Raw genomic sequence first — 26,669 nt, 5'->3', positions numbered from 1 at the left:
ATACTTTGTCGATTGATGCCTAATTGATTGGCAACTTCGCGGTAGGACAACTCTGTTCTTAAGTATAACTCTACCGCATTGACTTTAAATTGAACAGAGTAAATCTTATGGTTTCTCTTACGCTCTAATCCTTCCCATCCAGAATTCTGATAAGTATTTATCCAATCTTTAACTTGAGTTGCACTCTTGATGTCATATTTATTTGCAAGGTAACTGTAACCACCAAATCCTTTTAGATATTCAGTGACGACCATCGACTTGAACTTTAGATTATATTTAGTCATAAAAAACCGACCCCTATACATTAGATTTTTGGTCTAATATATGGGGGTCGGATCATTGGGTCAGCTCTTTTTATTACTTATTTTAACAATTCTGGATAGTGCTGTTCACAAATATGGTGGCATCTTGTACATAACTTACCTACACCATCTACTTCAATCAAGTCTTTTGAAGTAATTCGGCATCTTTCACATACCTCTCCTTCCATATGTTCAACTTTAATCGATACAGTTTCAAAATCAAGAATAGACGTATCTCCTTCAGGCTTTTCTGAAAGATCTTTTACAGTAAAGTTGGATGCAATTAGAATTTGACGTAAGTCAGTATTCAGTGAATCAAGTAATGATCTTACTTCTTTAGTTGCATATAATGTTGTATCAGCTTCAAAATCTTTACCGATTACTTTATTTTCACGAGCAACTTCATTAGCTTTCAGAATATGATCTCTTAAGCGCATAAATTTATCCCATTTTTCGACTAATTCTTCAGCATTACCGTATTGTTCTACTTCTGGCATTTCTGCTAATTGTACATAGTCTTCCTCTTCGTCTAGATAAGTCCAGATTTCTTCTGTCGTATGAGGAATAATTGGAGTTAACAGCTTAGCCAGCTTCACGGTTACTTGATAAAACACAGTCTGCATTGCGCGACGTGAATGAGCATCTGGCGCATCTATATACAAAACATCTTTAGAAAAGTTTACATAGAAATTAGACATATCTACAGTACAAAATTGATTGATTTCTTTATAAATATCTGAAAAATCATAATTATCGTAAGCATTTAAAACTTTCTCAACAGTTCGATTCAAACGGTTCATCATATATTGGTCAACTGTTCTTAACTCTTCATACGGTACTGTATGTTCAACAGGAGAAAAATCTTCTGTATTTTGAATTAAAAAACGGATTGTATTTCTAATTTTACGGTAAACTTCTGAAACTTGCTTTAAGATATCCATACTGACACGAACATCCGCTTGAGAATCTACACTAGAAACCCAGAGCCGAACTATATCAGCACCCATCTGTTTGATTACCTTATTGGGTAAAATAGTATTTCCAAGAGATTTACTCATCTTACGACCATCCCCGTCTAGAACCATACCTTGAGACAGAACAGACTTATAAGGAGTCGTATCATTAATTGCTACACTTGTAGTAAGACTTGAGTTAAACCAGCCACGGTACTGATCTGAGCCTTCCAGATACATATCAGCTGGAAATGTCAGGTTTTCTCTAGCTTTAAGGACTGCTTGATGAGAAGAACCAGAATCAAACCACACATCCATAATGTCTGTTTCCTTTGTAAATCGACCATTCGGGCTAGAAGGAGATTCAAATCCTTCAGGTAACAAGTCTTTTGCTTCTCGTTCGAACCAGACATTAGAACCAAATTCAGCAAATAGATTAGATACATGCTCAATAGTTTCTGGTGTAATAATTGCATCTCCATTTTCAGCATAAAAAATTGGTAGTGGAACACCCCAAGCACGCTGGCGAGAAATAACCCAATCCCCTCTATCTCTTACCATATTATAGATTCTTTGCATACCCCATGGTTGTAACCAGTTTACTTCCTGAATAGCTTTTAATATATCTTCTCTGAAATCTTTGATTGAAGCAAACCACTGCGGTGTTGCACGATAAATTACTGGCTTTTTAGTTCTCCAGTCATGAGGATAGCTATGTGTGAAAAAGCTCAATTTGAGTAAAGCATCTTTTTCTTTTAACCAGTCCGTAATAATTTTGTTGGCATCATCATAATATACACCTTCAAGTCCTGGAGCTTCATTCGTAAAACAACCTTTTTCATCAACAGGGGATAACACTTTCAATCCATATTGCTGAGCTGCTATGAAGTCTTCCTCACCATGTCCAGGAGCTGTATGAACCAATCCTGTACCACTCTCCAGCGTTACATGATCTCCCAAGATGACTAAAGAATCTCTATCATAAAAAGGATGCTTAGTCGTTACATGTTCTAAATCTGATCCTTTTACTTCCTTGATCAGTTCTACATCTTCCCATCCTAATATTTCAGCTACTTCTTCTGCCATTTTAGATGCAACAACGAATTTACGGCCATCCGCTTCTACTACTGCATAATCAAAATCTGCATTAACAGCTACTGCTAAGTTAGATGGCAGCGTCCAAGGTGTAGTTGTCCAGATGATCAATGAAGTATCATTATCTAAAATTTCTTTTCCATCATTAACTTTAAATGCTACATAGATATTGGGAGATTTAACATCTTTATATTCAATTTCTGCTTCAGCTAAAGAAGATTCACTTGAAGGAGACCAGTAAATGGGTTTTAGCCCTCTATAGATAAAACCTTTTTCTGCCATTTTTCCGAAGACTTTAATTTGTTCTGCTTCATAGTCTTTAGTTAAAGTGACGTACGGATTATCCCACTCACCTGCAACACCTAATCGCTTGAAGTCTTCACGTTGAGTATTTACTTGTTCCCAAGCATATGCCTCACAGAGTTTCCTATATTCAGCCACTGTCATTGATTTACGATTTACTCCAGAGTTCGTTAATGCCTGCTCAATAGGCAATCCATGTGTGTCCCATCCCGGTACATAAGGCGAACGAAATCCTGACATAGATTTGTAACGCACAATAATATCTTTAGATACCTTATTTAAAGCATGTCCCATATGGATATTTCCATTCGCAAAAGGAGGTCCATCATGCAATACAAATGACTTTTTATCTTTATTCAGCTCTTGTCTTCTTTCATATAGATTGTTTGCTGTCCATTCTGCTTGACGATCAGGCTCTTTATTAGGCAGACCAGCACGCATAGGAAACTTAGTTTTCAATAAATTTAATGTATCTTTTACTTCCATCTTTTTACCCTCTTTACTTAATTTTTTATATAAAAAAAGACCTCATCCTTAAAAGGACGAAATCTTCGTGGTACCACCTTACTTCAAAAACATTAAGTGATAATAATACTGTTTATATTCCACAATATTATACATTTACTTTTGTTTTTCTCTTCTCTTTAACGCAGAGTTACGTCTTTAGCTACTACATAATTCACTAAAGAGCCACTGAATGATCATTTATGCAAAAAGCACTTACCAGCTTCACACCTCCGCTGGCTCTCTGAAAAGTATTTTGCTTCATGTTGTTTCAGTTATCGCTACTATTCACTTTAAATTAAATGTTAGGTAACTCAACAGCTGGTGTCATTCCTTCTTCATACTCAGAATTTTCAGCATTTTGTTCAGGTTCAACTGGTAAATCAGTTACTTCATCTTTCTGATCAAGCTCTGACTTCACTTCATTGATAGTATTTGTTACGGGCTTTTCAGAAGCAGGGGGCTGCAAAAGATCATCCCACTCTTCTTTTTTTACGAGTTCTAGTTGTGATTCGATCATAAGCTGCAATCTCTGGCGAAAAATACGACTCTGTTTACGCAAAGCTTCCGTTTCTTCCTCGATTTTCCTTGCTTTTCCTACCGCTTCTTTCAGTAGTTGATCAGCATGGTTTTCAGCATCTTGACGCACGTTAGAAGCTTTGTTTTCTGCCTCTTTTGAAATCATCTCTGCTTCTTTTTCAGCATTTTCTTTCAAACGATCAGCAGCATCTTGAGCCACGATAATTGATTTATTAAGCGAATCTTGCATTTGATCATAACTTGCTAATTTTTCTTCAGCAAATTCTAATTTCTTTTCAGTTTCTTTTTTCTGTTTCAATAACAATTCATAATCTTTAATGATTTGATCAAGATAGTCATTGACTTGGTCTTGATCATAACCTCTCATTTTTACAGAAAATTCTTTGTTATGTATATCCATAGGAGTTAATGCCATTGTCGAATCCCTCCGTGATTTTTTTAAGTTCTATTCAAATATGATTTGTCTATTAGTATAATGAATATACTTTTTCAATACAAGACCCTATTGGTTTCTATCGAGTACATCTAATTCCAGACGAATCTTTTCTTTACGAGTCTTTCCTTCAATTGATTTTAACTTTAATCGTCCAAAGCCTCTAATTGATATAACATCAAAAATTCCTAATATTGTATCAGGCCTCGTTGTTTCATTCCAATTCACTTTAACTTTATTGGAAGCGATAAGTTCTTTAGATTTTTGACGTGACAAATTAAAGGCACTTGCCAGTACTACATCAATTCTTAAAGAGGAAGCAATGATACTTCTGCTTTCCCACTTATCTTTAGGTAAGATAATATCCGTGTACATTTTTTCTTCCAAATGCACTTTGATTTTACCGATACTGTCGATTTGAGATAGCAAAAAAGGCATCATAGGTTTATCTACAAATACTTGCCAATTTTCACCATCAGTTATAATATCGCCTAGATTTCCACGGTCAATGCCCGCTCCTGTAAGTGAACCTAAAATGTTTCCATGTGATAATGTTGCGAATTTAATTGGATAGTTAATTTCACATATCGTGATAGCATAATCATTCTGTTCTGGTTCATAATATGAAGGTGCTAAAAAGATTTTTTTCCGTTCAGCATCTTCATATCCACCGAAACTATGCAAAGTAATTTCACTATTTTGCCCAGCGACAGATTCCACAATGAATTGCTGTCTCGGATCTAAAAAAGGAGATAGATAAGGAGTATACTGTTCTTCTACTTGACGAACCCAGTCTACGACAGAATCAATAAAAAGTTGTTCGTCTTTTCTGAAATGCTGGTATACATTATCCATAATTTACCTCACAGTAAGCCTAATTGACTTAATAAATTTACTAAAATATTAAACACTGGTGCTAATCCCATTTTAATAAAGGAAAGAGCAAACAATGCGACTAATCCCGCTAAACTAATCATTCCAATAGGAGGAACAAATCTACGAAAGAACCCTACATACGGTTCGCATATTCTAGTCAATAATCGCCCAATACTTGATTGATAAGCTCCAGGAAGCCATGACATCAAAAAATATACAACTAATAAAAGTCGATAGATATCAATAAGGTTGATAAGAAAAGAATATAAATAACTTATAAATTGAAATAGCATGCTTGTATATCTCCGTTCCGGTTAAAAATCCTGTTTCTTCAAAGCTTGTAGCTCTGCTCCATCAAGTTCAACAGACTGAGGTGTACAAACAAAGATTTCTTCACCAATTCTTTCAATGTCACCCTTAATAGCATAAGTAGTTCCCATTAAAAAATCAATGACTTTTTTTGCTTGGTCTTTTTCCATTCTTCTAAAATTCAAGATAACAGACTGATTGTTCAACAGAATATCTGCTACTCCTTGAACTTCTGAATACGTACGAGGTTCTAAAACATTGATACGCGGTTTTTTGATTGCTTGTTGTTGATTAATTGCTACAATATTTTGATTTGAACTAACTTTTCGCACGGATTGAGTTTTAGAAACTGTCGGTTTATCCTTTTTTGGTGATTGCATAGGTTTTTCTTTTACATTCTTACTAGCAGTCTTTTCAGAAGGAATGTCCATCTCTTCAGAATCGTCTTCTAGGAAGAAAAAGTTGTTTAAACGATCTTTCATTCCCATTTATAAGTCTCCTTTCAAAGAGGATTGATCCTTATCTTTTTTTCCTTCTTCTAAAAAATGGTGGTGTATCAACTTCATCATCTGAACTTGCCCCATCTGAAGAGTCCTCTCTAGAGAACAAGTCCTTTTCTTTACTATCTTGACTAGTCTCGTTTAATTGATCCAGATCTTCATTGTGACGATCTCTTAGATTAGGTTCTTTACGAATATCCCAGTTCCCAAAAGGATCATTTTCAGATTTTTTAACTGTATTCGATGATGTTTTGGCTGTTTTATTTGCTGAAGGTCTTTTATTTTCTATCTTTTCTCCATCAATACCTGTAGCAATAACAGTAACGACTACTTCGTCGCCTAAATCTTCATTGATTGATGTACCAAAAATAATATTGACTTCACTAGTTGCTGCAGCAGATACAATATCAGAAGCATCTTGGGCCTCAAACAGAGTCAAATCTGATCCACCAGTAATGTTCAACAAGACAGATTCAGCACCGGCGACAGAAACTTCAAGCAGGGGTGATGATATTGCCTTTTTAGTTGCTTCTGCAGTTCTATTTTCACCTGTAGCAGTACCAATACCCATCAATGCAGATCCTTGATTTTCCATAACTGTTTTCACATCTGCAAAATCCAAGTTGACATATCCAGGATTAGTAATAAGATCTGAAATTCCTTGAACCCCTTGACGTAAAACATTGTCAGCTTCTCTAAAAGCTTCCATCATCGGAGTCTTTTTATCGACAATCTCTAGTAAGCGATTATTGGAGATTGTTACAAGAGTGTCAACATGTTCTCTCATTGATGCAATACCTTCAGCCGCAAAGCGACCTTTTTTCGGTCCTTCAAATGTAAACGGACGAGTAATAACCCCAACTGTTAATGCGCCCTGTTCTTTAGCAATACGTGCAACGATTCCAGCTGCTCCCGTTCCAGTACCGCCTCCCATACCAGCAGTAACAAAAACCATATCCGCACCTTGTAATGCTTCTGCAATTGCTTCTTCACTTTCTTCTGCGGATTTCCTTCCTACTTCAGGGTTAGCGCCTGCTCCAAGTCCTCTAGTCAATTTTGGCCCAAGTTGGATTTTAGTTTCAGCACTCATCATGTCTAAAGCTTGAACATCCGTGTTGGCCACAATGAACTCTACTCCTTGCACGCCATCTTGAATCATTCTATTGACAGCGTTTCCTCCAGCACCTCCTACACCAATTACTTTTAATACTGCTCCCTGAGATGCGATTGAATCGAATTCTAATTCCATTCTTTTTCCTCCTGTGTACGATATTTAATCAAAAAATGTTGAGAAAAAGCTTTTAACTTTTTCTGTGAAAGATGGTCCTTTTTGCGTTTCTGCTGACTTCACGTAAGTTTCATCTTGTTTTGAATTATGATGATTTACTGATTTACTTGAACTATGAGATAATTCTTTCGAATTAGATCTAATATCTGATAAGCTTATTTGATTAATTAATTTTTGAATACCATCTAATTGTCCTTCATAATAGACCAGTGAAATTGCATTAGTGAAGGATGGGTATCTTACTCCCATAAAATCTGGTATGTACACATCAACTTGAACCTCAAATATATCTTCAGCAAGTTCTCTAATTCCAGGTATTGCTGCTGCCCCACCAGTAAGTTTAACTTTTCCTGGTAAAGATAATGCATCAATCTTATCCAGTTTATTTTTTAAAACTTCAAAAATCTGTTCCAATCTAGCTTCTATTATTTCGGAAATATATGACTCTTTAACTTTAATAGGATCTTGCTGACCTACTACATCTACATGAACAAACTGATCGTCGGCTACATGATTTGCAAAGGCATACCCAACATCTCTTTTCAGGTTTTCCGCATTTTGGATTGATGTATTCAACACCATCGATATGTCTTTTGTTACAAACTCTCCACCTTGTTGCTCTACATGAACAAATTTCAATTGATGATCATGTATAGCTGATACAGTTGTTTGTCCTCCGCCAATATCAATTTGTATAGTACCGAATTGTCTTTCGTCTTCTGACAAAACCAATTGTGCCATTGCTTGAGGTTGGATAATCAAATCTTTAATACTATATCCTGATAGTTGAACACATTTTTTAATGTTATGAACAATTGATTTAGGAACTGCTAATACTGTACCATATACCTCTAGTCTTTCTCCAACCATTCCCCTAGGATCTTTAATCTCGTCAAACCCATCTACTAAAAATTCTTCAATCATTACTGAAATGACTTCTTTATCAGTGGGAACAGAATTCAAACATGTTTCCCGAATAACTTTTTCTACATCTTGATCATTAATCTCTTCATGAGATTGCTCCACTTGTATATATCCGTTACAAGGAATTATTTGTACACCTTGCGCGGGTATTCCTACAATAAGTTCTTCAATTTTAAGACCTGATTTTTCTTCGGCCTGTTTAACTGCCAAAGTTATCGCATTACTTGTTTCTTCAATATCAACAATCATGCCTTTGTTTAGTCCTTTAGATCTCTCACTACCGACTCCAATCACGTTCATTTGTCCATTTAATACTTCAGCTACTATAACTTTGATTGAAGTGGTTCCAATATCTAGACTTGCGTAAACACCATTTTCCATTATTGATTGAAACCTCCAGTCTACACTAGGTATTATTTTAGTATATTCAGGTCTAACCCTAGAATTATTTAGTTTTTTATGCATTAACGTATAGAAAAAATCCATACTAACTTTAATATGATTAACTTTATGTTAATTCTTATTTTACCATACATTACTATCGTTATAGAAGTTAGTTTATTGATTTCTCAATACAAAATATAACTTTTATGTAACAATCGATTGTATGTTTGGTATATAATCTAATGAATAACTTTATTCATTAGAAGTTTCATCTATCTCAACGCTGTTTTCTTCATCATACTTCTGATCATTTTCAGTAGAAAATGGTAAAAAATAAGCACCAGCTTCTAGATCAAATAATCCATTTTCTCCTTCAACAGCTCTTACTAACTGCGGATAACGTTGCATCCGTTCCGCGAAACTCGGGATAGAAGCGAGTATTTCATTTCCGTTATTCATGTAAGCTTTGACAAGTAAGGGATTACGATCATTTTGGATCCATTCCATTTCAGAGATCATTGCTTTGACATTATCATCTAACTCATTATACTGATCTAACATTTGATTGAGCACTTTTCCATCAGAAAAACCAATAAATGTCGGTAAATTGCCACCAGTTGCAGTATATTCTTTTTTCAAAGTTGTGCCATCTTCTAGAATATTATAATAATTTTCACCATCAGTTAAGTAAGCTACTGTCTTAAGTTCACTAATTTCAAAGCGGAAATTATTCAATCCTTCTATATAGAGTTTAACATTTTTAACTTGTGGCAATTCACTTTTGATATTTTGAAAAATTGCTTTTCTTTCAAAATAAGTTCCCCACAGTGATTCGCCTGAATGAACTCCACTGCTGTCAATTACTTCTTGATCCAATACCTCATTGGTTCCAGAGACGGAGATTGTTCTAATTTGACTATAAGGACTTATAAAGTAGATAGAAGAAAACATCATAGTCAAAAAAAACAATACTAATACTGTCCATTTAATTTTAATCATTTGGCCTTTCTTGTTCTTTCCTGAAGGAGAGCCAATATTTTTTTTCGTATAAAGTTCTTTTATATTGGTAACCGAGTGATGATGGTTCTTTTTCATTTTACTCTCCTCCTTAACAAGTTAGTTAGGTGATTTGATTAATAATTTCGATCAGTTCATCAGAAGCTTTTTGTTTCCCTAGTTTTTTAGAATTGTCTGCCATTTCTTTTCTCTTGTCTTCATCCTTCATAAGTCTGTTGATTTCTTCTACAAAACTTTTTTCTGATAATTCAGATTCACGTATCATCAGTGCAGCACCATGATGAACTAAGCTTAAGGCATTTTTTGTCTGATGATCTTCTGTTACATTTGGACTTGGTATCAGAATGCTTGGTATCCCTAAAGAAGTTAACTCTGCCAAGGTAGTTGCTCCGCTTCGACCCACAACTATAGAAACGGCTGCAAATACTTCAGGCATTTTTTGTATATATGGAACAACACGAATGGATTCCGTATGCATAGATTCTCCGTATTTTTTCTCTAATTGACTTATAATATTTTGATGATGCACTTCTCCAGTCACATAAACTACTTGATAAGGCTGTTCAGATAATTTCTGATAACTATCAATAAATGTCTGATTAATTCGCTGTGCACCTCTGCTTCCACCAAATATCAGGACTGTTTCTTTATCAGGATTTAAATCAAACTGTTTTAAAATGGGTGTTTTTTTGATTCCTGCTACTTCTTGAGCTCTAGGGTTCCCTGTATAAATTACCTTTGCTTCATTTCCTTTAAATTGAGTAACTGCTTCTTCAAAGCAAACAGCTATTTTATCTACGAATCGAGCTAAGAATTTATTCGTAACTCCTGCCACACTATTTTGTTCATGTATAACCGTTGGTACCTTTGCTTTCGCGGCAGCATAACAGACAGGTGCACAAACATATCCGCCTGTCCCAATCACTACGTCTGGAGCAAACTGTTTAATGAATTTCTTTGATTGACTGATTCCTGAGAGGAATAGTCTTATCGTATTCAAATTATATAAAATACCCTCTAGATTTAATTTCCTCTTGAACCCTTCCACTTTGATTGTTTTAAATGGAACAGCGTTTTCAGGAACAATTTTACTTTCTAAACCTCTTTCCGTTCCAATATACAAAAATTCAGAATCAGGATATCGTTCTTCAATTCTTTTTTTCAGCGCCAAAGCTGGATAAATATGCCCACCTGTTCCGCCACCTGTCAATAATACTTTCATGTTTGGTCAAACACCGAATCGGTGCTTTATTCCTCCTCTTGTTTCGATTGGATAAATTGATCTATACTTTCCATATATGCATTTCCTCTGATCTCAAAACTTGGATACTGATCCCAACTTGCGCAAGCTGGTGAAAGTAAGATAATATCATTAGGTTCACTCATTTTATAAGCTTCTGGAACAGCTTGTTCAACGTTTACTACTTTGATTGTTTTGTTTATTCCAGCTTTCTTGCCCGTTTCAATAATCTTTTCTGCAGTTTCACCAAAAGCAAGTACAGCTTTAACATTTTTTTTCATTGCTGGTATTAGTTCATCAAATGATACCCCACGGTCTAAACCGCCTGCTAATAAAATAATTGGATTTTCAAATCCTTCTAGAGCATTGATTGTAGCTAAAGAATTAGTTGCTTTTGAATCGTTATAAAATTTACGCCCTTCGAATGTGCACACAAATTGTGTACGATGTTTGACACCTTTGAATTGCATTAAAGCTTTTTTGATAGCTTCATTAGACTTATTCATTAATTTCGCTACAGCTATTGCTGCTAAAGCATTCTCTAAATTATGTTTTCCAGGCAGGAGAATATCACTTACTTCAAGAACCTCTTCTTCATTGAAATATATTCTATCATTTTTCACATATATACCTTGTTCTACTTTTTTCTTACGTGAAAAAGGGATCAACTGGGCCTTGCTATGCTGAATAACCAGTTCTGACAACTCTTCTTGATCAGCATTGTATATTAAATAATCATTTTCTGTCTGATTATCCGTAATTTTCATTTTTGCTTTTACGTATTCTTCTCTAGTTCCGTGATAATCTAAATGAGCAGAATATAAATTAGTAATCACTGAAATGGCTGGTTTCAAATTAAGCGTACCCAGCAATTGAAAACTGGATAATTCCAGAACTGTTACATCAGATTCTGTTGCTTTCATCGCAACCTCACTAGCTGGTGTTCCAATGTTTCCAGCAGCGTAAGCTGTTCCAAGTACACGATCTGTATTCAATATTTCTGTAATCATTGTTGTGGTTGTAGTTTTACCATTTGTACCAGTTATACCGATCATTTTACTTTCATTAACTTCATATGCCAGTTCTACTTCTGTAATAATTGGGATACCTTTTTCTATGGCTTTTTTAACGATTGGGTTTGAGTACGGGATTCCAGGATTTTTGACGATCAATTCAAAATCTTCATCCATCAACTCTATTGGATGTCCCCCTGTAATTACTCTTAAACCTTCGTTAATAAGCTCTCTAGCTTCTGGGTTTTCATCAAGATTTTTATAATCATTGACAGTCACTAAAGCTTTTAACTTATGTAACAATTTAGCAGCACTTACGCCACTTAAAGCCAATCCTAATACGAGAATTTTTTTATTAGTATACTTGTCTATTTGCTTCATATTTATCCCTCATTTTCAAAATTGATATACAGATTGTATAGTGAATAGTTTAAAAACTGGAAGTAGATCACTCTACATCCAGCTTTTTCAGCTTATTATACCAAAATAAATAGTACGACTAAAGCCATAAGGAACCCTATTAACGAAAATATTCCCACTATTTTCCATTCACTCCATCCCACCATTTCGTAATGGTGATGGATGGGACTCATCTTGAAAATTCTTTTACCTCTCAGCTTGAATGAACTTACCTGCAGCATCACGCTTGCAGTCTCACAAACGAAGATGATTCCAATAAGAATTAAAGTCCATTCTTGATTCAACAGAATCGATATCCCTGCTAAACCTGCTCCAAGCGCTAATGAACCAACATCTCCCATAAAGACTTTTGCTGGCTTTTTGTTGAATATAAAGAAGCCAAGCAAACCCCCAAAAACTGATAAAGAGAAAACCATGATATCCCATTGATCTTGTATTCCAGCAATCACTCCATAAGCAAGATAGGCAATCATACCAGTACTTGCCATCAAACCATCAATTCCATCAGTTAGATTTGTAGCATTAGAAAATCCTACAAGCCAGAACAGCAAGAATAATCCATATCCCCATCCAAGATCAATTGACCCTAAAATTGGAATATCTAAAACTGTTGGATAATTTAATAAATTAAGACCGATATAAAATACGACTCCACCTATAATTTGTCCAATTAATTTCTGTAAACTAGTTAAACCAAGATTTCGTTTCATAATAACTTTAATATAATCATCTAAAAATCCAATCAATCCATACAGAATTAAAATAAAAGTTAATAATAGTATTCCTGTTGTAAAGACATCAAGGAAATAACTTAAAATCAATACTGTTATAGTGACAGCAAAGATAAATGAAACTCCACCCATAGTGGGTGTACCAGATTTACTTTCGTGCCATGTCGGTCCTTCTTCTCTGGTTACTTGACCTAATTGTTTTTTGCTGAAATACTGAATCACAAACGGCATAGAGATTACTGTAATAATAAAACTAACTAACACCGGAGTAACTGTTCTTAATAACTCTAACATTCTTTATCCTATCTCCTTTAAAACTTTTAACTTTACTCTTCTTCACCCGATACAGGAGACAAAGATAGCTTAACTTTAGTGCCCGGTTCTATAAATGAATTGGGAGCAAGTTCTTGTTCTGAAACATATCCTTCTCCCTCAAATTCGAATTCGACTCCAGTCATTTCGGATACTTTCATCGCATCACTTCTAGACCATCCACTCATATCCGGCAATGTCATTGCTCCATTAGTTAATAAAATTGTTTTCTGACCATCATATAACGTTGAACCTTCTAACGGAAACTGTTGTACTATTTTATCTCCTGTTCCGATAATAGAAGTGCTCAAACTTTTGCTTTGAATCTCTGTTACAGCTTCGGATGTGTTACTATCAATCAAGTTAGGCATCATTTCATTTTGAACAATTTCTGTACTGTCCCCATCTTCTGCATCCATATATTCCAAAGCTCTTTTCATCACAGGATTAAATATTTTTTGCACAACTTCGCTACCTTGACTTGCTCCATTAAAATCAGGCTGCTGTACTGTCACGTATAAAATCACATCCGGATCATCCGCCGGTGCCATACCAACAACTGAATAAATGTAATTTCCTCCTCCACTATAATACTGCTTTGTATCTGGGTTATATAATTGAGCAGTACCGGTCTTAGCAGCAATTTCATATCCATCAATTTTATATCCTTTTGCCGTTCCATGTTCATTATTTACTGTCTCAGTTAAATACTGTAGTGTCTTTTGAGCAGTCTCTTTTGAAATTAAGCTCTCTGTATATTCCGGTTCAAATTGTGTCACTTCATTTGTAGTCTTATTTGTTATATGGTCTACCAGATAAGGTTTTACCATATTACCTTCATTTGCGATAGCTGAAAAAGCACGTAGCATTTGCACAGGAGTCACGCTTAGTCCTTGACCAAATGCTGTATTAACTTTCTCTAATGGCCATTCATATTTATTACTACCACTATACTCGTTAGGCAAATTCATCCCGACAGCTTCACCAAAACCATAATTGTCCAAATATTTTTTCCAGGTGTCATAGCCCATTTCTTCAACTTGATGAACAAAAGCAACGTTACTAGAACGAGCTAACCCTTCAAGATAAGTAATCGATCCCCATCCATCTGGGTTAAAGTCATGAACAGTCCCGCCTGCAACAGAAATTTCTCCAGACATATAATAACTATCAGGGTGAAAAGTACCTTCTTGAATAGAAGCAGCTAGTGTCATTACCTTCATTGTTGAACCAGGTTCAAATGCATATTCAACTAATAAGTTTTGCCATGACTGATCAATACCTTCTTTGGTAGTTGCATTAAAAGAAGGTCGTTGAGAAGTAGCTAGAATTTCACCAGTTTTTGCATTCATCAATGTAGCAGTCATATTTTCAGGGGTGTGTTCTTCATCTACTTCTTCCATTACATTTTCTAATAAAACTTGAAGTCTGCGATCTAAAGTTAAATATAGATCGCTACCATCCACAGCTTCTTCTCTAATTTCTTCCTCGCCTGGAACAACATACCCATAGGGATCTTTCTGATACTCAATTGTACCATTAGTTCCTTTAAGAATATCATCATAAGTCTGTTCTAGACCCATGATGCCTTTCAATTGCTGATAAGCTTCATCACTCTCATCATCACTTTGTACTTGTGCAAGTCCAATAGTATGAGAAGCAAAAGTTCCGTTTGGATAGAGTCTTGTTTTTTTATCTTGAAACGTAATTCCTGTGAGGTTTTCTTTTTCAAGTTCTTCCTGTATCTGACTAACTATATCATAGGATAAATTATTTCCAGCAGCACCAAATTCAACTTGAGAGGAATTTTTAGTCAGTTTTTCCAATACTTCTTCTTCACTCATAGAAATATATTTGGTTAGTATTTTTGCTACTTTTTCAGGTTCTTGTACATGTTGAGGACGAGTTGGACTAGACCATTCATCTGTTAGTATAGCTACTAGTTTATAAGAACTGGCATCCATTGCTATCGGATTTCCATTCTTGTCATATATTGTTCCTCTATTAGCTTGTAAAACCGTATTTCTAGTATAAAGATTATCTATATTCTGCAAAAGGTCTTCCCCATTGATTTCACCTTTGACCATAATCCATGAAAAGCGAAGAGCCACAAATCCAAACATTATAAAACATGCTAAATACAGGAAAACAGCAATAATTTTACGGTTACGAAATGGATTAGTAGCTCTTATTTTCTTAGTAATTTTTTTCATGGGGTTACATTCCTAATCTGATCTTCATTCATCTTCAGCCCATTGTTTTCAGCGATTTCATATACTCTGTCATAGCGAGAAAGTTCTTGTATATTCTGTTCTAAATTCTCGTTTACGGTTTGAATCTCTGCTGATTGATCTCTTAGATCTTGAGCTGCTCGATTCGTAGTTGATAATTGCATCGCCATTGTGATATTAGCAACTAATAGTCCAAATAACACAACTCCAAAGAAACTGATCACCCAAATTTCTAAACGAGTTATTCCTCTTTTTACCGTTTTCTTAGTATGTACTCTACCAGGCTGATACTCAGGTTGTTGAACTGGTTTTGGAATAGCTTGCATATTAATTTCTCTTGCTAAGTTGTCATTCATAGCCATAAAAATTCTCCTTTCATATTAAATTTTATACTTGTTTTTCAGCTACACGTAATTTAGCACTTCTTGCTCTATTATTAATACTTAATTCTTCTTGGCTTGGTAATATTGGTTTCCTGTTAATTAACTTTAAAGATGGTTTCTTAAAGTCTGGCATGACTGGCAGTCCTCTAGGAACGTCAGGCAGTTTTGAAAAATCTCTAAAAATCTGTTTAACAATTCTATCTTCTAATGAGTGAAAAGTAATCACACTTAACCGACCATTCGTATCTAACAATTCAACAGCTTGTTCTAATGATTCTTCTACAGCACTTAATTCATCGTTTACAGCTATTCTGATAGCTTGAAAAACACGCTTTGCTGGATGCCCACCTTTACGTCTTGCAGGGGCTGGAATAGCTTCTTTTATGATATCTACCAACTCTTGAGTCGTATCAATGGTTCGAACTTCTCTATGCGCTTCAATTTTTCTTGCAATCTGCTTAGAAAATTTTTCTTCACCATATCGAAAGAATATTCTTACAAGATCAGAATACGACCATTTATTAACAACATCATGCGCAGTTAATTCTTGATCCCTATTCATACGCATATCCAAGGCAGCATCTTGATGGTAACTGAACCCTCTCTCTGCGTTATCAAGCTGTGGAGACGATACTCCTAGATCGTATAAAATACCGTCAACTTTTGAAACATTCAAATCATTCAGTGATTTCTTTAAATTTCTAAAATTTGACTGAACAAAAGTAATCTTATTTTTTTCAACTTGATCTTTTAATATTTCCTTTGCATACCTTATCGCTGTATTATCTTGGTCAAAGGCATATAAATGGCCTTTGTCATTCAGCTGATCCAGTATAAGTGCTGAATGTCCACCCCCACCTAAAGTACAGTCTACATATACTCCATGCGGCTTAATATTTAGGCCATCTGTTGCTTCTTTCAATAAAACTGTCTCATGGTTGAATTCCACATTTTAGCCTCCTGTCTATTCAAGTTATCTTCAATATTATTAATTAAAATCCAAAATCAACCATTTCTTCTGCCATATCTTCAAATGAACCTTCAGCTTCTTTTGAAAATGCGTCCCATCTTTCTTCGCTCCATATTTCAAAACGTTCAGAAACACCTACGACATAACAAGCTTTATCTAGCTTGGCATGGTCTCTTAAAGTCTGAGGGATATTTATTCTACCTTGCTTATCCAACGTACATTCGGTTGCCGCAGAGTAGAAAAATCTTGTAAAAGCTCTTGATTCTTTTTTTGCTAAAGGAAGTTGTTTAAGTTTTTTTTCTAAAACTTCCCATTCTTTTTGTGGATAACCGAATAAACAACCGTCTAGTCCACGAGTGACAATGAAATATTGGCCTAAATCTTCTCGGAATTTAGCTGGTACAATCAAGCGACCTTTAGAGTCGATATTATGCTTATATTCTCCCAACAACATTTCACTGCCCCCTTTCCCCACATATATGGCATAGTCTACCACAATGCCCCACTTTCTACCACCCAATATTAGAAAAATACTCAAAAAATATGTAAAATATATAACTTAGCAAGAATAAAAATAACTTACGTTCCCTTTTTTCTATCTCTATAATTCAAAATGAGAAAAAAGCTTGCCATCCCAACCAATAAAGGTATGTACGTTCCCATACAAATAGCCCTCATCCATTTCTAGATGAGGACTATTTGTTGTAACTTGATTACTAATATTTTTAATTATTGTATTAAATTACAAAAGCAATAAAACACCTAAAGAAATATACACTAATAATGCACAGATAAATACATATCTCCACCAGACTCTCAAAACTTTCAAAATTGTTAGCTTTTTATGTTTAAATGCAAAAATAGTAGATAAAATTAAACCAATAATTGAAATAACAAGAGTAAAATATGGAATAAAGCTTTTCCCTACAATTAGTACACTAAAGATATGGATAGAAAAAATTAAAACTGGTACTACAAAATCTACCCCTCTTACTTTAATTTCATATCTTTTAAATACTTTATTAACTAGTCTAGTAGGTATTAGCAATAAATAAGGACAGATATAAAACAAAACAAAGTATAAATCGATATTTACATTCTGCAAGTACTCACCTTCTTCCGTTTCTATTGGGTGTTTTACAAATACTTGGACTTAATTTACACTCAAGGTATTTATACGTATGACTATTACCCTATTATACTAAAAAACCTCTATTATTTAAAATAGAGGTTTTTTAGTATAACTTTTTTATTTTGAAACGTCTTTCCCAGCGTAAAATCCACAAGATGGACATACGTGGTGGTTACGTTTTACTTCTCCACATTTAGGACAATCACTCATATTTGGAAGATCCAATTTGATGTGAGTACGACGTTTAGCTTTTCTAGCTGTAGATGTTCTTCTTTTAGGTACTGCCATGTTCCAACACACCTCCTTAAAGGGTTCTTAGATAATGATCATTATTAATCAAATAACTGATTATCTAAAACTTGTTTAGGATATAATCCTTGTATAATATTATTCATTTTCTTCAGAAAAAAATCCTTTTAATGCTGCAAATCTAGGATCTTCTTCTTCTGACAAACGTTCTCTCACTCCAGTACCATATGCATCTTCTGATACGACTTTCCAGTCGCTGCCACGAGGCATATCCCCGTTTTCAAGTTCTTCATTCGTGAAAACTTGAGTAGGAATTGCTGCTAAAACAACATCTTCAAGTGGTTTCTGCAAATCTAACGTATCTGATTCGAGTTCAACAACGATTTCATCATTTCCGTACTTTTCAGCATCAACTACTGTTCCAGCAGCAAGATATGTCTCAGAAAATGGAATACGTAAATCAACTTTTACTGGCTCAAGAGAACGCGCAGACGGAAGAGTCAAACTAATTGACAAGTTTAAGTCAACTAAAAATTCATCTGTGTTTTCAACAACTAAAATCCCATCCATAAGTAACGGTTCTGCATCGATAATAGAAGTATTCCTATCTTTTAATGACTTCGTTAAGTCTACTTGACCAGATAATGGAAGAGGATCTCCGTTAAGTTTCTTTAATTCGTTCAAAGCCCATTTGATTTTCATATGTTATCACCTCTTAGTCTTATTATAAATGGTTTTATCTATATCAAACAACTTCTTTAAATTGAGCAGCCAATAATCACTCAAAAAATTGTGATATTAAAAATAAAGTCCCTTTCGACTTTAAGGCAACAAAAATAATTATACTAGTCACCAGTTGTAATGTCAATAATATTTAAAGGCTTTCGATTGAAATCCTGTTTTAATTTGACATTATCTAAAGCTAGTTGATAGACTTCTCCAGCTTTTATATCTAAGGACCAATTATCTTTTGTCAATTTATTGATCTTTGTCAACAAATTGACACTAGAAGATTTTTTTACTTCACTCAAATATTGTTGTCCCAATGGACTAAACCCTAATATTCGTGAAGTAGGCATTTGGTTTAAAGCAGCTAAATCACTATGCTTGATCTGCAACAATACATACACACATAAGCGTTGTAAACGAGTCCGTGTCATTCTTTTGTTTTTTACAGTCTGTATAAACCTCTCAAATGAATCAGCACTTTGAACAGCTTTTTTCAAGCGATATTCAAGCCCTTCTTCCATTTGATAGATTTGCTGCAGCTCTTTCAATGAAGAAGAAAGAATCTGATATTTCAGTAAACGCCAATAATTATTCCAATTAATTAACTGGCTTTGATTTAATAATTCCAAACTAGTTGCAGGCATAAATGCTTGAGAAGAATTTTGAACATTTAAAGGATTAAGCAATTGCTTCCTTATAGCTGTGGCGCTTGCAATTGTTGTGTTTTCTGACAAATTCACGTCATGATACTCTGCCTGTTTTCTTCCAATTACTTCAAAATGAAATCTATCACCATGATAATAATTTTCCTTTGCATATGCTAGACCTAGCTGATTATTTGGCTTTGATAAGTTAATTGGGAAAGAAGGAATAACAGCAGCAATAGCTTGTTCCATTCTTACGGCATATGGTTTTCCTTTTTCATTTTGTTTTTTAAACTGGTCATCAATGTCTTCTGAGTATTCAATCAGCAGTTTTGCAGCTTTTTTAAATGTCTCTCCATTGCCAGATTCAGCTCCAAAACTTAATGAGGCACATCCAAGACCTGCTAGAATTTCTATGGCTCCTTTAGCAAATAAATCTGCTGGCTGTACACTATATGATACTGGCAACTCTAATATCAGATCCGCTCCACCCGCCAGTGCCATTTTGGCTCTTTTCCATTTATCGACTATCGCAGGTTCTCCACGTTGTAGAAAATTACCGCTCATTACAACGATTATCACTTCCGCACCCGTTCTTTTTTTAGCTTCTTCGAGCTGATATAAGTGACCATTATGAAAAGGATTGTATTCCGCTATTATTCCGCACGCTTTCATAATTACTTCCTCACTTTTTAGCAGCAAAAAACCAGCGTCTGCTTTCATCGTTGACTTTTTGTCCAAAGTCAGCAGAGACTTCTATTTTTTTGAATCCTGCCTTTTTTAGTAACTCTATATACTTATCAAGTGAATGTGTCCATTCTTTGTGTATTTCTTCAAATCTTTCATAATGCCCATTTTCTTTTTCAACAAAAAATGTCAACTGGTGTTCAACAGAATATTCTTTATCTCCTGTGTAACTATCCCATAGAAAAACAATACCCTCAACTTCATCATGATAAGAAAACTGGTCAAATTCTTTTACCTGATAAGTAGAATGTACATCAAATAAAAACACACCATCTTGATTCAATTTTTCATAAACCTCAGAAAATATTTCTCCCTTTTCTTCCTCTGTTTCAATATAACACAAGGCATCACTATAGCAAATGACACCATCAAAATTTTCCAGTTCAGATAAATTCCGCATATCCATTTCAACTAGAGGAAATCTTACCCCCGCTTCCAATTGGCGGTCATAGGCAAGACTCAACATATCTGAAGAAAGATCCAGGGCAGTTATATCAAATCCAGCTTTAGTTAATTGCAAAGCCAATATTCCAGTACCACATCCAAGTTCGAGAATATGATTTTCTTTAGTCAGATACTGACTAGTATACTCTGCCCACTTTGGATATAGTGAGTCGTCCATTAATTCATCATATACTTTTGCAAACCAATTATATTTCACTGTTCGACCCATTTAGATACATCTACATAGTCTGCATCTGTCCATAAACGTTCTAACTGATAAAATTCTCTTTCTTCCTCATTGAATAAGTGGACGATAACTTCTCCTAAATCAATCAGAATCCATTTTCCGCCTTCTTTACCTTCTATTTTTCTAATCTCTATATTATTTTTTTCAGCTGCATCTTTTATAGCATTTGTTATTGCATCAATTTGTCTTTCGTTATTGCCATGAGTCACTACAAAATAATCTGCTAATAATGATACACCTTTCATATCTAAGGCCATAATTTCTTCAGCCTGTTTATCGTCTGCTGCTTTTATTACAACTTCTAAAATTTGTTCTGCTGTTTTTGTCATAAACTTCCTCCTACTTCTGCACTACCCATGCATTATATGTTTCAATTGCTCGCGGATAGATTTTAACATTTTTTTCTAGTAAATATTTCAATGTCTTGAGCGTTGCAAAAGCAATCGCCTCTTTTAAGCTGCTTTTTGCTAATGTTCTTGCTTCTGTTATTCCCTTAAAGTCTCGATTCGGTTCAATATAATCCGCTATATAAATGATTTGCTCGATCAGTCCCATATGGGGAGCACCAACCGTATGATGACGAACAGCATCTAAAATCTCAGTATCCGTTACTTCAAAACGATTACGGATCAGAATAGCTCCGACTGGCCCATGCCAGATATTATTTCCATACTGAAGCAACTCAAGATCCATATTTTCGCTGATAATAATATCGCGCATTTCTTCGTCTAATTGTTCTTTTGCATAATCATGTAACAAAGCAGCTATACTCACTTTTTCTCTATCCGCACCATATTGCTCTGCTAGTTCAAGAGCAGCTTGTTCTACCCCTTTTACATGAATAAATCTCTTAGGACTCATTACTTGGCTAACTGCTTCTAAAAGTTCTTTTCTAGAGCAATTAATATATTGTTGTGAATAAGTTATATTTTCAGATTTCATCATGATACAACCCTTCTGATTCTATATACTCAAGGACATTGTCAGGAAGTAAGAATTTTACTGAACATTGATCTGCAATTTTTTGTCTAATTGTACTTGAACTAATCTCAATATTGGGGACATCAATAAAAATCAGCGGAAAAGCTGTCTCCACTGAATAATCAGGACGATTGACAGCGACTATTTGCACTAAATGGACTAGCTCTTCAATTCTATGCCAAGATGGTAAATCTTCAACCATATCTGCTCCAATAATAAAATAATATTCAATATCAGGATTTTGCTCAGTCAATGCTTTGATCGTATCAAAGGTGAAGCTTTTTCCTCCACGATTAATTTCGGTAAAATCTAGTTCAAACTCTGGTTCTAGTTCAATTGCTTTTTCAACCATTTTGATCCGGTGCTTTGCATCGATGGTTGTTTTTCCTTCAGCATGTGGGGGAATTGCAGAGGGCAGAAAAAGAATTTTTTCTAATCCTAGCTGATCCCGCACTTGATCTGCAATAATCAAGTGTCCCAAATGAGGAGGATTGAAAGTACCTCCCAAGATACCTATTTTTTTTCTTTCCTCTATATGAATGTTTTCTACCTTGACTTCTGGTTCAATTATTGCGGACGTTTTTTTTACCAACTTTTTTCGCCTACCTTAATCGATTTGTTTCTTATATATTTCATGTTATATTTCAGTTACTCGAATGGGGTAACTTTGTTGAATAAATTTGATATTTTTCTTTTGTTGAAGGTTTAAAAAGCACAATTACCTTACCGATAATCTGTACCACATTGATATTAGAATTCTCTTCAATAAATATTTTCGCCTCTTTAGGTTCAACATCTGTATTTTGAAGTAATTGTACTTTCATTAATTCACGTTTCTCCAATGCTTCCACGAACTCATTAACCATTTCAGTTGTCAAACCATTTTTCCCAATTTGAAATAAGGGAGACATATCATTTGCTTGCGCTCTTAAATATCTTTTTTGTTTTCCGGTTAATTGCATTAAAAAGCTTCCTTTATATTCATATTTTTTAAAATCTACTATATCAAAGACTTTCTTAAGGAAATATCTGCCCCTCTAGGTGCCCAGCCAGCAACCGTAGTTCCAGCGTCTTCGATTGAAATCCAGCCTAAGCCTGAAAAAACCAAATCTGAAGGTTCTTTCACATTAAATTCAAATCGTTTAAGCTCAGGAAATGTTTCTAAATTATCTTTATAAGGAGGTGTCAGAAGCTCTCCTCTTTGTTTAGCATAGAGCTCATCGGCTTTTTCCAGTTTAGTCCGATGAATATTTAATTCATTAGAAAGGTAACAGACAAACGACTGTTTCCCATTACCTCTAATATAATCAAACCGAGCTAATCCACCTAAGAAAAGTGTTTGTTCTACATTAAGCTGATAAACTTTAGGCTTGATTTCTTTTCTTGGAGTTACTTGCTTTAATTCTTTCGGAGTTAGATAATGAGCGATCTGAGAAGACTGAATGATACCTGGTGTATCAACAAGTACTCGTTCATCATCCAAAGGAATCTCTATCTTTCCAAGAGTTGTTCCAGGAAAATAAGAAGTTGTAATAATATCTTCCGCATTTGTTGCAAGTTTTATAATTTGATTGATTAATGTTGATTTCCCAACATTCGTTGTCCCTACTACATAAACATCTTGACCTTTTCTTTCTTTTTCGATCAAATTCATCAGTGCTTCTACTGAATCAGAACGCATCGCGCTTGTTAGAAATACTTCCTTAGGATGTACTCCTGCTTCGTGTGCTCTTTCAGTCAGCCACTGTCTCATTTTACCTTCTTTAAGTGATTTGGGTAATAAATCTATTTTATTTCCAACTAAAATTACGGGGTTTTTACCTGCAAATCGTTGGATACTCGAAATAAAACTACCATTAAAGTCAAATATATCTACTATATTTACGACTAGTGCCTGCTTATTGCTAATTTCATGCAACATGTTGAGGAAATCATCATCCGTTAACTCCACATCTTGAACTTCATTATAATGTCTTAAACGAAAACATCTTTTACAATATAAGTCTTCACTTTCATCTGCATTTTTCAAAACAGAAAATGGTAAAAAACCTGCTTTAGTATCATCGCTTGATTGCAGTGTTGCTCCGCACCCTATACATATCAATTCTGATTCATCTTTCAACTGGCTCATGTAGTGAATCCCTCCATTTCATATCAGGATTTTTTTTAATCAAATAATTCATAATTTTGAGTTCAATCATCCGATTGAATCGAGTGTTCCAAGCATCTGAATCCAGTATTGGTTTAACAAGTACACTTTTAATACCAGCATGATTAGCTCCTTTGATATCCGTGACAATCTGATCTCCCACCATCAATAATTCGTCTTTTGATAGATCAAATTTTTCTTGTGCTTGTCTAAAACCTTTCTGTAAAGGTTTCATGGCATTAGGAATAAATTCAAGCTCTAAAATAGTTGCTACCTTACTGACTCTTTTAGCTTTATTATTTGAAATGATGACAACATTAATTCCACTTGCTTTCATCAGTTCAATCCATTCTAAGGTTTCTTCAGTTGCCACAGGGTTATTCCAAGCTATCAATGTATTATCTAGATCTGTCAATACAGTTTTGATGTTGTTACGCTTTAATTGCTCAGGAGTGATTTGATAGATGGAATTAACCATCCATGTAGGTTTAAAACTATTTAGCATCCTCTTCTTCCTTTTCTTTATTCTTTTGACCTGCATAAGGCTTTAGGCCAATCGATTTATATAGTGAATCATTTTTTAAGAGAAGCTCTATACTACAATCCTTATTATAAAATTTCATAAAAATAGGAAGTACTCATAAGCACTTCCTATGTGCATGACTTTAGTCTTCAGTCGAACTTGCTGGTTGAACAAGTTCCAAGATCTCCACAGCGACATAGTCAATGTTATCAAATTCATAAGTTTGTCCACTTGTACGATCTTCTAATTCGTACATACGGGATGACTTATCATAACGCACAATACATTGTTCTTTACCGTCCTTTTCAAATCTTCTGACTTGGACTTCATCACTTTCATCTTCTCTCATCGCATCTAATCTTCTTATAATTGGTATAAGTTGGGATGGTTTCATCTGGTATTCCCCTTCCTGCTTCTCTTCTAACTTTCACTTTCTTATTTTACCAGATTTTAAGAAAAATTACAGTAACAGGGCTAGTTCTTTTTATCAGTGAAAACTTTAATGAAAAAATGTACAGCAAATACTACTTTTATTTTCATAATATGATAAAATGGTTCCTAATATGATTAGGGGAGGATTTATTATGGACACAACTGAACTACATAAACTATTCAATGCACAAACACAAGAAATTGAAATTTCTCTAATTCGACAGTTTGACGAACAGGTAGCTCCAATTGAAGGAATGATTCGTTTAACATTAGGCCAGCCAGATTTCCCAACACCGCAGCACGTTAAAGATGCTGGAATCGAAGCGATCAATAACAATTTTTCCTTTTATACAGGCATGGCAGGCGATATTAGATTGCGAGAAGCGTTAGCCAATTTCATACAAGTTAAATATAATGTTTCTTATGATCCAGAGACTGAAATTTTATCAACAGTTGGTGCTACCGAAGCATTGGCAACAACTTTACTCGGTATCTTGAACCCAGGGGATAAAGTTCTGATTCCGTCTCCCTTCTTTTCACTATACGAACCTTTAGTGTTGTTAGGACGTGGAGTTCCTATATATATTGATACAACTGAAAATGATTTTATTTTATCACCTGAAATGATTCAATCCGCAATGGATAAACATGGGGATAAAGTTAAGGCAATCATCTTGAATTATCCTACTAATCCAACAGGTGTCACTTGGAATAGAGAAGAAGTTAAAGCTATTGCTGATACCTTGAAAAAATATCCTAACATCTTCGCAATCAGTGATGAGATTTACAGTGAACTAGTTTATGAAGGATCGCATATTTCTTTAGGAGAGTATCTCTTTGATCAGACAATCGTCATCAATGGGCTGTCAAAATCACACGCTATGACGGGATGGCGTTTAGGATTTACTTTAGCACCAAAAACTATTACAGATCAAATAAAAAAAGTACATCAAAACCTTGTGACAAGTGCTTCAAGTATTACCCAGTTTGCTGGGATTGAAGCTTTGAAAAATGGAATGGATGACGCTGTTCCAATGCGCCTCGAATACCAGAAACGTCGTGATTTGATTTATGAGGTCATGAGCGACTTAGGATTTAAGATTGCTAAACCTAATGGAGCATTTTACATTTTTGCAAAAATTCCAGAAGGATATATCCAAGACAGCTTTAAGTTTTGTCTAGATTTAGCCAAAAAAGTAAAAATCGGATTTGTACCTGGTGTCGCTTTTGGTAAAGCCGGTGAAGGATATGTAAGGTTGAGTTATGCATCCAGTATGGCAGAGATTAAAGAAGCTATGAAACGCTTAGTAGCTTACATGAAAGAAAATGCACCAGAAATTTAGATTAAAAGAGGCTGGGACAAAAGTCTTAACAAACAAATAAGATCCGCTGAAAATCTACTTGAGATTTCAGTGGATCTTATTTGTTTATGTAAGCAAAAGGAGCACGGCTTTGGTATAATATAATCACCACAAAAACATCATAGAAAGGGTGCTCCTTATGTATACTCAATATACCATGAACCAAACAACCTTGCCATTAGAAATGAACTGTTACTTACCAGAAAATCATATCGTCTACTCTATTCATCAAGTTGTGGAAGATTTAGATGACTCGCGATATCACTTAATTGAAAACGACTTTGGTCGCCCGGCTTATCACCC

29 protein-coding genes and 1 other annotated feature are annotated in these 26,669 nt (G+C 34.8%); of the genes, 1 reads left to right on the top strand and 28 read right to left on the bottom strand.

Annotation, left to right across the window (positions count from 1 at the left end):
- From BM212_RS08200 to BM212_RS08065, 28 genes are all read right to left on the bottom strand, one after another.
- Positions 1-284 (bottom strand): helix-turn-helix domain-containing protein (locus BM212_RS08200; protein WP_177206345.1); only part of this gene is annotated, 284 nt, incomplete at its 3' end.
- 77 nt (positions 285-361) lie between these two features.
- On the bottom strand, positions 362-3,139 hold the full coding sequence (gene ileS / locus BM212_RS08195) for an isoleucine--tRNA ligase (protein WP_091898011.1): 2,778 nt from the start codon (positions 3,137-3,139) through the stop codon (positions 362-364).
- Between the two features lie 49 nt (positions 3,140-3,188).
- Positions 3,189-3,445: a binding site (T-box leader), on the bottom strand.
- A gap of 10 nt (positions 3,446-3,455) precedes the next feature.
- Positions 3,456-4,112: a DivIVA domain-containing protein gene (locus tag BM212_RS08190; protein WP_072694547.1), complete on the bottom strand. Its 657-nt coding sequence runs from the start codon at positions 4,110-4,112 to the stop codon at positions 3,456-3,458.
- An 87-nt stretch (positions 4,113-4,199) separates the two neighbouring features.
- A complete protein-coding gene (locus BM212_RS08185; protein ID WP_177206393.1) occupies positions 4,200-4,985 on the bottom strand; it encodes a YlmH family RNA-binding protein in 786 nt (261 codons plus the stop codon).
- A gap of 8 nt (positions 4,986-4,993) precedes the next feature.
- Positions 4,994-5,212, bottom strand: a complete 219-nt coding sequence (locus BM212_RS08180; protein ID WP_232226960.1) for a YggT family protein — start codon at positions 5,210-5,212, stop codon at positions 4,994-4,996.
- 108 nt (positions 5,213-5,320) lie between these two features.
- Complete coding sequence (locus BM212_RS08175; RefSeq protein ID WP_091898007.1) at positions 5,321-5,803, bottom strand: cell division protein SepF; 483 nt, start codon at positions 5,801-5,803, stop codon at positions 5,321-5,323.
- A 31-nt stretch (positions 5,804-5,834) separates the two neighbouring features.
- The gene (gene ftsZ, locus BM212_RS08170) at positions 5,835-7,064 is read right to left on the bottom strand and encodes a cell division protein FtsZ (protein ID WP_091898005.1); all 1,230 of its coding nucleotides are present in this window, start codon (positions 7,062-7,064) and stop codon (positions 5,835-5,837) included.
- A gap of 24 nt (positions 7,065-7,088) precedes the next feature.
- Positions 7,089-8,408: a cell division protein FtsA gene (gene ftsA, locus BM212_RS08165; RefSeq protein WP_091898003.1), complete on the bottom strand. Its 1,320-nt coding sequence runs from the start codon at positions 8,406-8,408 to the stop codon at positions 7,089-7,091.
- A 255-nt stretch (positions 8,409-8,663) separates the two neighbouring features.
- Positions 8,664-9,506 carry a cell division protein FtsQ/DivIB gene (locus BM212_RS08160; protein ID WP_091898001.1) on the bottom strand — a complete coding sequence of 281 codons (843 nt, stop codon included), beginning with the start codon at positions 9,504-9,506 and terminating at the stop codon, positions 8,664-8,666.
- Positions 9,507-9,531: 25 nt separating this feature from the next.
- Positions 9,532-10,650 (bottom strand): undecaprenyldiphospho-muramoylpentapeptide beta-N-acetylglucosaminyltransferase, encoded by a 1,119-nt coding sequence (gene murG, locus BM212_RS08155; protein WP_072694541.1) that lies wholly within the window; start codon positions 10,648-10,650, stop codon positions 9,532-9,534.
- 26 nt (positions 10,651-10,676) lie between these two features.
- Complete coding sequence (murD, locus tag BM212_RS08150) at positions 10,677-12,062, bottom strand: UDP-N-acetylmuramoyl-L-alanine--D-glutamate ligase (RefSeq protein ID WP_091897999.1); 1,386 nt, start codon at positions 12,060-12,062, stop codon at positions 10,677-10,679.
- A gap of 95 nt (positions 12,063-12,157) precedes the next feature.
- Positions 12,158-13,126, bottom strand: a complete 969-nt coding sequence (gene mraY, locus BM212_RS08145) for a phospho-N-acetylmuramoyl-pentapeptide-transferase (RefSeq protein ID WP_091897997.1) — start codon at positions 13,124-13,126, stop codon at positions 12,158-12,160.
- A gap of 32 nt (positions 13,127-13,158) precedes the next feature.
- Complete coding sequence (locus tag BM212_RS08140; RefSeq protein ID WP_091897995.1) at positions 13,159-15,357, bottom strand: penicillin-binding transpeptidase domain-containing protein; 2,199 nt, start codon at positions 15,355-15,357, stop codon at positions 13,159-13,161.
- Positions 15,354-15,737, bottom strand: coding sequence for a cell division protein FtsL (ftsL, locus tag BM212_RS08135; RefSeq protein ID WP_072694537.1), 384 nt, complete (start codon positions 15,735-15,737; stop codon positions 15,354-15,356). Before ftsL ends, BM212_RS08140 begins: the two co-directional genes overlap by 4 nt.
- Positions 15,738-15,762: 25 nt before the next feature.
- Positions 15,763-16,707 carry a 16S rRNA (cytosine(1402)-N(4))-methyltransferase RsmH gene (gene rsmH / locus BM212_RS08130; protein ID WP_072694536.1) on the bottom strand — a complete coding sequence of 315 codons (945 nt, stop codon included), beginning with the start codon at positions 16,705-16,707 and terminating at the stop codon, positions 15,763-15,765.
- Between the two features lie 43 nt (positions 16,708-16,750).
- Positions 16,751-17,182 carry a division/cell wall cluster transcriptional repressor MraZ gene (mraZ, locus tag BM212_RS08125; RefSeq protein ID WP_072694535.1) on the bottom strand — a complete coding sequence of 144 codons (432 nt, stop codon included), beginning with the start codon at positions 17,180-17,182 and terminating at the stop codon, positions 16,751-16,753.
- 288 nt (positions 17,183-17,470) lie between these two features.
- A complete protein-coding gene (locus BM212_RS08120) occupies positions 17,471-17,833 on the bottom strand; it encodes a DUF3397 family protein (RefSeq protein ID WP_072694534.1) in 363 nt (120 codons plus the stop codon).
- Between the two features lie 144 nt (positions 17,834-17,977).
- Positions 17,978-18,148 carry a 50S ribosomal protein L32 gene (rpmF, locus tag BM212_RS08115; RefSeq protein WP_072694533.1) on the bottom strand — a complete coding sequence of 57 codons (171 nt, stop codon included), beginning with the start codon at positions 18,146-18,148 and terminating at the stop codon, positions 17,978-17,980.
- A 99-nt stretch (positions 18,149-18,247) separates the two neighbouring features.
- Positions 18,248-18,811 (bottom strand): DUF177 domain-containing protein, encoded by a 564-nt coding sequence (locus BM212_RS08110; protein ID WP_091897993.1) that lies wholly within the window; start codon positions 18,809-18,811, stop codon positions 18,248-18,250.
- Between the two features lie 143 nt (positions 18,812-18,954).
- On the bottom strand, positions 18,955-20,223 hold the full coding sequence (locus BM212_RS08105; protein WP_232226862.1) for a nucleotidyltransferase: 1,269 nt from the start codon (positions 20,221-20,223) through the stop codon (positions 18,955-18,957).
- The gene (locus BM212_RS08100) at positions 20,168-20,902 is read right to left on the bottom strand and encodes a class I SAM-dependent DNA methyltransferase (protein ID WP_072694531.1); all 735 of its coding nucleotides are present in this window, start codon (positions 20,900-20,902) and stop codon (positions 20,168-20,170) included. The genes BM212_RS08105 and BM212_RS08100 overlap by 56 nt, the downstream gene beginning before the upstream one ends.
- Complete coding sequence (gene rsfS / locus BM212_RS08095) at positions 20,887-21,249, bottom strand: ribosome silencing factor (protein ID WP_072694530.1); 363 nt, start codon at positions 21,247-21,249, stop codon at positions 20,887-20,889. Before rsfS ends, BM212_RS08100 begins: the two co-directional genes overlap by 16 nt.
- 10 nt (positions 21,250-21,259) lie before the next feature.
- On the bottom strand, positions 21,260-21,862 hold the full coding sequence (yqeK, locus tag BM212_RS08090) for a bis(5'-nucleosyl)-tetraphosphatase (symmetrical) YqeK (RefSeq protein ID WP_072696080.1): 603 nt from the start codon (positions 21,860-21,862) through the stop codon (positions 21,260-21,262).
- Positions 21,852-22,493 carry a nicotinate-nucleotide adenylyltransferase gene (locus BM212_RS08085; protein ID WP_072694529.1) on the bottom strand — a complete coding sequence of 214 codons (642 nt, stop codon included), beginning with the start codon at positions 22,491-22,493 and terminating at the stop codon, positions 21,852-21,854. Before BM212_RS08085 ends, yqeK begins: the two co-directional genes overlap by 11 nt.
- Positions 22,494-22,545: 52 nt before the next feature.
- Positions 22,546-22,863: a ribosome assembly RNA-binding protein YhbY gene (gene yhbY / locus BM212_RS08080; protein ID WP_072694528.1), complete on the bottom strand. Its 318-nt coding sequence runs from the start codon at positions 22,861-22,863 to the stop codon at positions 22,546-22,548.
- A 38-nt stretch (positions 22,864-22,901) separates the two neighbouring features.
- Positions 22,902-24,032 (bottom strand): ribosome biogenesis GTPase YqeH, encoded by a 1,131-nt coding sequence (gene yqeH / locus BM212_RS08075; RefSeq protein WP_091897991.1) that lies wholly within the window; start codon positions 24,030-24,032, stop codon positions 22,902-22,904.
- Entirely contained in the window at positions 24,013-24,555 is a 543-nt protein-coding gene (locus BM212_RS08070; protein WP_072694526.1) for a YqeG family HAD IIIA-type phosphatase, read from the bottom strand. Before BM212_RS08070 ends, yqeH begins: the two co-directional genes overlap by 20 nt.
- 160 nt (positions 24,556-24,715) lie before the next feature.
- Entirely contained in the window at positions 24,716-24,967 is a 252-nt protein-coding gene (locus tag BM212_RS08065) for a YkuJ family protein (protein WP_072694525.1), read from the bottom strand.
- Positions 24,968-25,157: 190 nt separating this feature from the next.
- Here BM212_RS08065 and BM212_RS08060 point away from each other — a divergent pair, with 190 nt between their 5' ends.
- Positions 25,158-26,348, top strand: a complete 1,191-nt coding sequence (locus BM212_RS08060; RefSeq protein WP_091897989.1) for a pyridoxal phosphate-dependent aminotransferase — start codon at positions 25,158-25,160, stop codon at positions 26,346-26,348.
- The last annotated feature ends 321 nt before the right edge of the window (positions 26,349-26,669 follow it).

Source organism: Marinilactibacillus piezotolerans, from assembly GCF_900114235.1.
In the GTDB taxonomy this organism is placed as follows: domain Bacteria; phylum Bacillota; class Bacilli; order Lactobacillales; family Carnobacteriaceae_A; genus Marinilactibacillus; species Marinilactibacillus piezotolerans.
This window is presented reverse-complemented; position numbering and strand designations above follow the sequence as displayed.